The sequence below is a fragment of the uncultured Allobosea sp. genome (assembly GCF_945957345.1).
Lineage (GTDB): Bacteria > Pseudomonadota > Alphaproteobacteria > Rhizobiales > Beijerinckiaceae > Allobosea.
Genome location: NZ_CAMFKW010000097.1, coordinates 1 through 6,802 on the forward strand (window position 1 = coordinate 1; position 6,802 = coordinate 6,802).

6 protein-coding genes are annotated in these 6,802 nt (G+C 67.5%); all 6 read right to left on the reverse strand.

Annotated features, from left to right (window positions below; translation table 11 throughout):
* Window positions 1-771: 771 nt before the first annotated feature.
* On the reverse strand, window positions 772-2,958 hold the full coding sequence (locus Q0Q36_RS24705; protein ID WP_293802490.1) for a xanthine dehydrogenase family protein molybdopterin-binding subunit: 2,187 nt from the start codon (window positions 2,956-2,958) through the stop codon (window positions 772-774).
* Window positions 2,958-3,935, reverse strand: coding sequence for an FAD binding domain-containing protein (locus Q0Q36_RS24710; RefSeq protein WP_293802492.1), 978 nt, complete (start codon window positions 3,933-3,935; stop codon window positions 2,958-2,960). The genes Q0Q36_RS24705 and Q0Q36_RS24710 overlap by 1 nt, the downstream gene beginning before the upstream one ends.
* Window positions 3,922-4,392 carry a (2Fe-2S)-binding protein gene (locus Q0Q36_RS24715; protein ID WP_293802494.1) on the reverse strand — a complete coding sequence of 157 codons (471 nt, stop codon included), beginning with the start codon at window positions 4,390-4,392 and terminating at the stop codon, window positions 3,922-3,924. Before Q0Q36_RS24715 ends, Q0Q36_RS24710 begins: the two co-directional genes overlap by 14 nt.
* Window positions 4,393-4,473: 81 nt before the next feature.
* Window positions 4,474-4,728, reverse strand: a complete 255-nt coding sequence (locus tag Q0Q36_RS24720) for a hypothetical protein (RefSeq protein ID WP_293802495.1) — start codon at window positions 4,726-4,728, stop codon at window positions 4,474-4,476.
* Window positions 4,729-4,889: 161 nt separating this feature from the next.
* A complete protein-coding gene (locus Q0Q36_RS24725) occupies window positions 4,890-6,170 on the reverse strand; it encodes a M20/M25/M40 family metallo-hydrolase (RefSeq protein ID WP_293802497.1) in 1,281 nt (426 codons plus the stop codon).
* Between the two features lie 14 nt (window positions 6,171-6,184).
* Window positions 6,185-6,802, reverse strand: a 618-nt coding sequence (locus Q0Q36_RS24730; RefSeq protein ID WP_293802499.1) for a GntR family transcriptional regulator, incomplete at its 5' end; no start/stop codon positions are given.

Consider the following 6,802-nt stretch of genomic DNA (forward strand, 5'->3'; position numbering starts at 1 on the left):
TCGATGATTGAGCGCATCATCGTCACGCCCGCACCGGCGGCGTCTGGCTGGAGCTTCAGGCGATCTGGCGCGGATCCTCGCGATCAGCTCTGAACAAACGAAAACCCCACCTCCTGGGGAGATGGGGCTTTCACTCTTATTGGTTGCGGGGGCGCGCAGCTACCGATTCCGACACTCGTTGGAGGTGGCGATCTGACGCCGATAGCCCTGCTTCGACTGGCCGTCGCAGGTCAGCCCCTATTCGCCTTTTGGCTCAGGTCCGGTTGCGAAAGGTGCCGTTTTCAGTTGTCCCTTATTTGCCCTCGTTGGCACCGCGGTTGGTGACGTCGGAACTGATCTCCGCGCCTCGTGAAAAGCTGCAGCATGATGCGGTGTATGGACGGGCTTGTACTGGACGTAAGGCAACAGGCCATTGCAAAATTCGAAAGAGGCGCGGAGCGTGTCGCCCGCCAGGTGCTGGACGAGCTGGAAACCGCTTTCGCGGAAAAGCTGAACGAATTTCTGAGCCATGCAAACCCGGCGAGCGTCGCGGCGACGCGGCGATTTCGTGAGTGCAAGCAGTCGGCTCTACCAGACGCGACGATGCCGAAACGGGGACGGAGCTCGAAGCAGACATGTTCGAGCCGGAATGCTTCGCGATCGAGCGGCACGCCGGAGCCTCAAGTCATGGGCCGCGAACTAAGGCGCTAAGATCGAGGCCGCCGCCGGCTGGCGCTGACGAGAGCGCCGCTACCGAGGCAAGGCTGACGTCCGCCAGCGCGTTTCCTCGCTCTACAGCAGCTGGCCCATCGTGATCGGGAGATGCCGAATTCTGCGGCCGGTGGCGCAGTGGACGGCGTTAGCGATCGCGGCGGCTGTACCCGGCACCCCGATCTCGCCCACCCCGCGCGCCCCGAAATCGTTGAAGCGGGTATCGGGCAGGTCGAGGAAGATGACCTCGATAGGCGGAACGTCGGCGTGAACCGGAATCGGGTAGTCTGCCAGGTTGTCATTGACGAGCCGGGACTGGACCGGGTCGAACTCGCTGCGCTCCATCAGCGCCATCCCCATGCCGAAAATGATACCGCCCCGAATCTGACTCGCGGCGGTCTTCGGATTGATGATGCGGCCGCAATCGAGGGCGCTGACGACGCGCGCCACCCTCAGCCTGCCGATCTGTTCATCGACCCTGACCTCCACGAAGTGCGCGCCGAACGAGTAAAAGCTGAGGTTCCGGTCGGTGGGCATGCCCGCCGACGTGCCTTCGGCGACGAGTTCGGCCAGACCGGCACGCACGAGCAGATCGCCCACGGGCAGGTTCGAGCCCGGCGCAGGATCCGCCTTGTTCCGCAAGGCCGCCAGTTGCTCCAGCAGGGCGAGGCAGGCCCTGCGCGCTGCCGGCAGCAGGCTCGCTGTCGATTTGGAACGGCCCGCCGTGGGCGCCTGTGGAAAGCTGGAATCGCCCAGGCGCACCTGGATATCGCCGAGAGCGAGGCCGAGATCATCCGACACCGCCTGCGCGAGAATGGTGTACATGCCGGTGCCGATGTCGGTGGCCGAGGTCTCGACCACCACATGCCCGCGCGTGTCGAGCCTCAGCGTCACCGTCGCGGTCAGCGCGGGAGCCGGATAGGCCGTCGCCGCCATGCCGAAGCCGATGAGTTCATGCCCTTCGCGTAGTGAGCGCGGCGCGGTGGGACCGTCCGGCCAGCCAAAGGCGTCCGCGCCGCGGCGATAGCATTCGAGCAGGTTGTTCGAGGACCAGTCGCGCGCGTGATAGCCGTCTCGCTGGGGATAGGTTCGCCGCCGAAGCTCCAAGGGATCGAGACCGAGCCGGTGCGCCATCTCGTCGAGCGCCGATTCCAGTGCGAAGGAACCGGGCGTCTCGCCGGGGCCGCGGAACGGCGTGGGCGTCGGGATCGCCTTGCGCGTGACCTGGTGCCGGACATCCAGCGCCGCGGTCTCGTAAAGCGTCAGCGAGTTCAGGCCGCAGGGCTCGAAGAAGCCGCCGGTCATCGATGTCGGCACGCGCGAGACGTGGCGCAGCATGGTGAGCCTGCCGTCCGCATCGCTGGTGAGCGCGACGCGCTGCTCGGTCGCCGTGCGATGGCCGGAGGCAACCGCCATGTCGGCGCGCGTCAATTGCAGGCGGACGGGCCGTTGCAGGGTCCGGGCGATGTGGGCCGCGAGCGCCTGATGCGGCCAGATTTGGTTCTTTCCGCCAAAGCCGCCGCCGACATAAGGCGACACGACGCGGACCTGCTCCTGCGCAAGCCCGAGGGATTCCGCGACGTAGGCCCGCGTTGCCCAGGTTCCCTGCGTGGAGTCGTAGAGCGTGACGCCATCCTTTCCCCACACCGCCGTCGTCGCCGAGGGCTCCATGGGGTGATGCAGTTGCATCGGCGTCGTATAGAACGCGTCCACCGAGGCGTGCCGCGCCGGGCCCTCCGGCTCCGACCCGCGCCGGACCTGCATATCGGCACCGAAGAAGAAGGTCGGCTCCAGCCAGGTTTCGTCGCCCTGCCCGATCTCGGCCGTGGCCGGCTGCGGCTCATAGCGTGCGCGCACGAGGTCGGCGCCTTCGCGGGCCGCTTCGAGGCTTTCCGCCACGACGACTGCGATCCACTGGCCGGCGAAGCTTACCAGATCGGAGGCTAGAGGCAGGTAGCCCTCCGGTTTGTCGGGTTCGGCGGCGGCCAGGGCGGACAGGCCCAGAGCCTCTGCTCCGAGGGCAAGCAAGGCGTCCGTCTTGCGCCAGTTCAGCGCGGCACCTGCATTCAGATGCGTGTAGACCGCCACCACGCCCGGCGTGCCGCTCGCCGCTGCGACATCGATCTCGGCGATGCGCCCGGCGGCGGCGGTGCTGCGCACCGCCAGCGCGTAAAGCTGCCGCTCGAAGCGTCTGTCGGCGGCGTAGAGCGCCCTCCCCGTCACCTTGAGGGCGCCATCGACCCGATCGATGGGCTGACCGATCGCCATCACGATGTCGCGCTCCGTTCCAGAGCTCGGTGGATCGCGCCGCGCAGAAGCGGCAGCTTGTAGGCATTGGCGGGTGTGGTCACGGCACCGGCCAGGAGTGCGTCGCAAAATGCCTCGATCGACGGCGCGGACAGCGGGCGCCCCACGAGTTGCGCTTCGGCCGCGCGGTCGCGCCAGGGCACGGTGCCGACACCGCCAAGCGCGATGGCGACCTCCGCGACGACGCCGTGCTCGACCAGCACCGCCGCGGCAACGGAGGCCGTGGCGAACTCGTAGGACGCGCGGCCGCGCAGCTTCAAATAGCGCGAGGTTTTGGCCGGGGCCGTCAGCGGCACCTCGATTGCCGTCACCAGCTCGCCCGATGCCAGCGCCGTTTCGATGTGCGGCGTGTCCGCGGGCAGCCGGTAAAAGTCGCCAAGCGGAATGCGGCGCGCGCCATCCCTGCTCCTGAGATGCACGGTTGCATCGAGCGCGAGCAAGGCGACGGCGAGATCGGAGGGATGGACCGCCATGCAATGCGGGCTCGTCCCCAGCACCGCATGGCCGGCATTGATGCCGGTTGCGGCCGCGCAGCCTGATCCCGGCTCACGTTTGCCACAGGCCCAGTCGGCGGCACGGAAATAGCCGCAGCGGGTCCGCTGCAGCAGGTTGCCGCCCAGTGTCGCCGCGTTGCGGATCTGCCCGGAGGCGCCCGACAGCAGAGCCTCGGATATAGCCGGCGCTTGCAGCACGATGGCGGGATCGGCGGCGGCCGCGCTGTTGGCGACCAGCGCGCCCATGACGACCGTGTCCGCGCCGAGGCTGATCTCGTGCAGCGGCAGGCGACGGATGTCGACAAGGGCCGCCGGGGCCTCGACGCTCAGCTTCATCAGGTCGACCAGATTGGTCCCGCCCGCCACGGCGCGCGCGCCCGGCAGGGCAAGCGCCTTCAGGGCCTCGTCGAGGCTTTCGGGGCGGATCAGGTCAAACGGGCGCATGCGCCTTGACGTCCAGGATGGCGGCGACGATGCCGGCATAGGCCCCGCAGCGGCACAGATTTCCGCTCATCGCCTCTGCGATCTGCTCGCGCGTGGTCACCTCCGGGTCGGCCAGCACCTCGAGCGCGGACATGATCTGTCCGGATGTGCAGTATCCGCATTGCATGGCGTCGTGCCGGATAAAGGCCGCCTGGAGCGGGTGCAGCGCATCGGGCGTCCCCACGCCCTCGATCGTGGTGACATCGGCGCCCTCCGCCATCACCGCCAAGCTGAGGCAGGACAGCACGCGGCGCCCGTTGACCAGAACCGTGCACGCGCCACACTGGCCGTGGTCGCAGCCCTTCTTGGTGCCGGTCAGCCGGAGATCCTCGCGCAGCAGATCCAGCAGCGTTCTCCGCGGATCGACCGCGAGGCGTCGCTCGCTGCCATTGACCGTCACGGTGACTGATGTGGTCATAGCGACCGGTTCCCCTTTCGGGTTTGGCCCCGACAGATGGTCGCAGCGGCCGGCTGCGGGCGCTGCGACCCGATAATCCGATCAGGCGATCAGGAGGCCCGCCGCGCGGAGGCTCTCCTTGATGTAGCCTAGGCCGCCCTCATACTCCCAGGTCTGCACCGTGTCGTGCGGGCACTCGATGAAGATGTAGGCCTCGGTGAAGGAGAGAATCCGGTCGATCTTGATCACCTTCTCGACGAAATCGCCGCCCTCGAACTTGGTCGTGACGATCTGCAGATCCTCGTCGTAACCGTGGAAAACCTTGTCCGGGCGAATCCGCGCAGTGATGTATGCCATAACCTTGTCCTTATCCTTCTTGGGTCGACGTATCGAAAGCCGGATGAGGCGCCCCTAAGCCCCATCCCGGTCGCCCGCCGCCATGCGGTTGCGGGGATCTTGTCAGGCGCGTGGTCCAAACGCGCCCTGCCCTTGAGATGGCGGCCGCTGCCGCCTGCCGGCTATGCCCCTGCGCCGCCGGCGCCGAGATAGGTCGCAGCGGCGAGCGTATGGACCCTGACGACGTGCAGGAAGTCCTCGATCGAGCCCGATTCGTTGGGTGCGGCGATGTTGCGCGAGCCGGGGCCGTAGACATAGGCCGGCACGCCGGCCTTGCGCCAGAAGCGGCAGTCGGAGCCTGCTAGCATGGGCAGCAGCACTGGCGCCGGGCGGCCGAGCGAGACCACGGTGTCCGAGATGATGTCGATCAGCTCGTGCTGCGTCGTGCTCCAGTTCGTCTCCGAACCGCCGGTGACGTCGAAGACCTCCGCACCGGGGGTGCGCTGGACGATATCGGTCGCGCGGCGCAGCGTCTCTCCCGAAGGCGTGCCGACGGGCTCGCGAATATCGACATGGAACTCGCAGTAGTCGGCGATCATGTTCGCGGTCGTGCCGCCGGTGATCGTGCCGATGTTCACCGTGAACTGCTTGATGACGTCGGCCGTGCCCACGCCCATGATCTTGTCGACGAGGGCGCGGACCTCCTGCTTGTTGAGGTGGTCGAGGATCTCGGCCGGGATGCCCTCGCCTTCCGAGCCCGCCATCGTCTTGAGCGCGAGGATGGTCTCGCAGGCCTTGTCGATGGCGCTGGGGCTGAGATGTGGATAGGGCGAGTGCGCGCCGCGTGTCCTCACACGGACCTTGAAGCGGATGATGCCCTTCTCGCCGAAGCGGATGGTCTCGACGCCCGTGGGCTCGCCGTTCAGCAGGCAGTCGCCGCGCACGCGCTCCGGCATGGTCTCGAACAGGTAGCCCGTGCCCCAGCGCCCGCTGGTCTCCTCGTCCGACACGACGGTCAAGGTCAGCCGGCCCTTCAACTGGTCGCGCAGGCGTTCGAGATAGCGGTAGCAGAATATGCTGGCGGTCGTGCCCGGCTTCATGTCGGTGGCGCCGCGCCCGAAGACGCGCCCGTCGATGACCTCGCCGCTCCAGGGATCGCGCTCCCAGGAATCCGGATTGCCGATAGGGAACACGTCGACGTGGCCGTTCAGGACCAGATGCCGGCCCGGCTGAGCGGCCTCGAAATCTGCGACGATGTTGGGCAGGTGGTCCTTGCCGGGCGCGTGCACGACGTCGTGCTTGATGCCCCAGGCGGACAGCCGGTCTCCGACCAAGCCCATCGCCTCGCGCGTGTCGCCCGGCGGGTTGGGCGACCGGGCCCGCACGAAATCGCGGTAGAACTGGACGAGCTCCTCCTCGTCCTGCGAGATCCAGTCGAGGATCGTCTGTCTCAAGTCAGCCATGGTCATCTCCTCACCTAACGTCGCTGCCGCATCACCCGCGCGACTTCTGCGACGAACCTGATCGCACCCAGAGCCGCCTCGTGCTCGTTGCCGTCCACCACGGCGCGCAGCATCCCGAGCTGCGCGAGCACGACGTCGAGATCGGGCGTCGAGCGTCTACGGAAATACAGAGCGCGCGAGAGGCCGTGCACGGGGGCGATCGCGTCCTCTAGGAAGATGTTGCCCGCCGCCTGCAGCAGCAGAATCTTGGCCGCCTGGTCGAGTTCGATCGCCTCGCCGTCCTCGTAGTCGGTGATGCCTTCGATGCCCCTGATCACTGCGCCGAGCTGCGCGCGCGCCTCGCGATCGGCATTCCGGGCGGCCAGGCGGCACAGCATGCTTTCCAGCGGGCGGCGCGCCTCGATCAGGCGCGACAGGTCGTAGGTATCGAAATTCGTGACCAGGAGCCCCTGTCGCGGCACGATCGTGACCAGGCGGTGCGCCTCAAGCCGTTGCAGGGCCTCGCGGACGGGTGTGCGGCCGATCCCGAGCTCCTGGCTGAGCTGCCCCTCGCTCAGCAGCTCGTCGACTGCGTAGGCGCCTGTGCACGGCGGTGAGAAAACCATCCAGTGGAGCGCCTGCGTTTGTGCCGG

What these genes read in the sequence shown, in the direction of transcription:
- Q0Q36_RS24725 (WP_293802497.1), bottom strand. Translation starts at nt 6,170, where the DNA reads ATGGCTGACTTGAGACAGACGATCCTCGACTGGATCTCGCAGGACGAG.
- Q0Q36_RS24720 (WP_293802495.1), bottom strand. Translation starts at nt 4,728, where the DNA reads ATGGCATACATCACTGCGCGGATTCGCCCGGACAAGGTTTTCCACGGT.
- Q0Q36_RS24705 (WP_293802490.1), bottom strand. Translation starts at nt 2,958, where the DNA reads ATGGCGATCGGTCAGCCCATCGATCGGGTCGATGGCGCCCTCAAGGTG.
- Q0Q36_RS24710 (WP_293802492.1), bottom strand. Translation starts at nt 3,935, where the DNA reads ATGCGCCCGTTTGACCTGATCCGCCCCGAAAGCCTCGACGAGGCCCTG.
- Q0Q36_RS24715 (WP_293802494.1), bottom strand. Translation starts at nt 4,392, where the DNA reads ATGACCACATCAGTCACCGTGACGGTCAATGGCAGCGAGCGACGCCTC.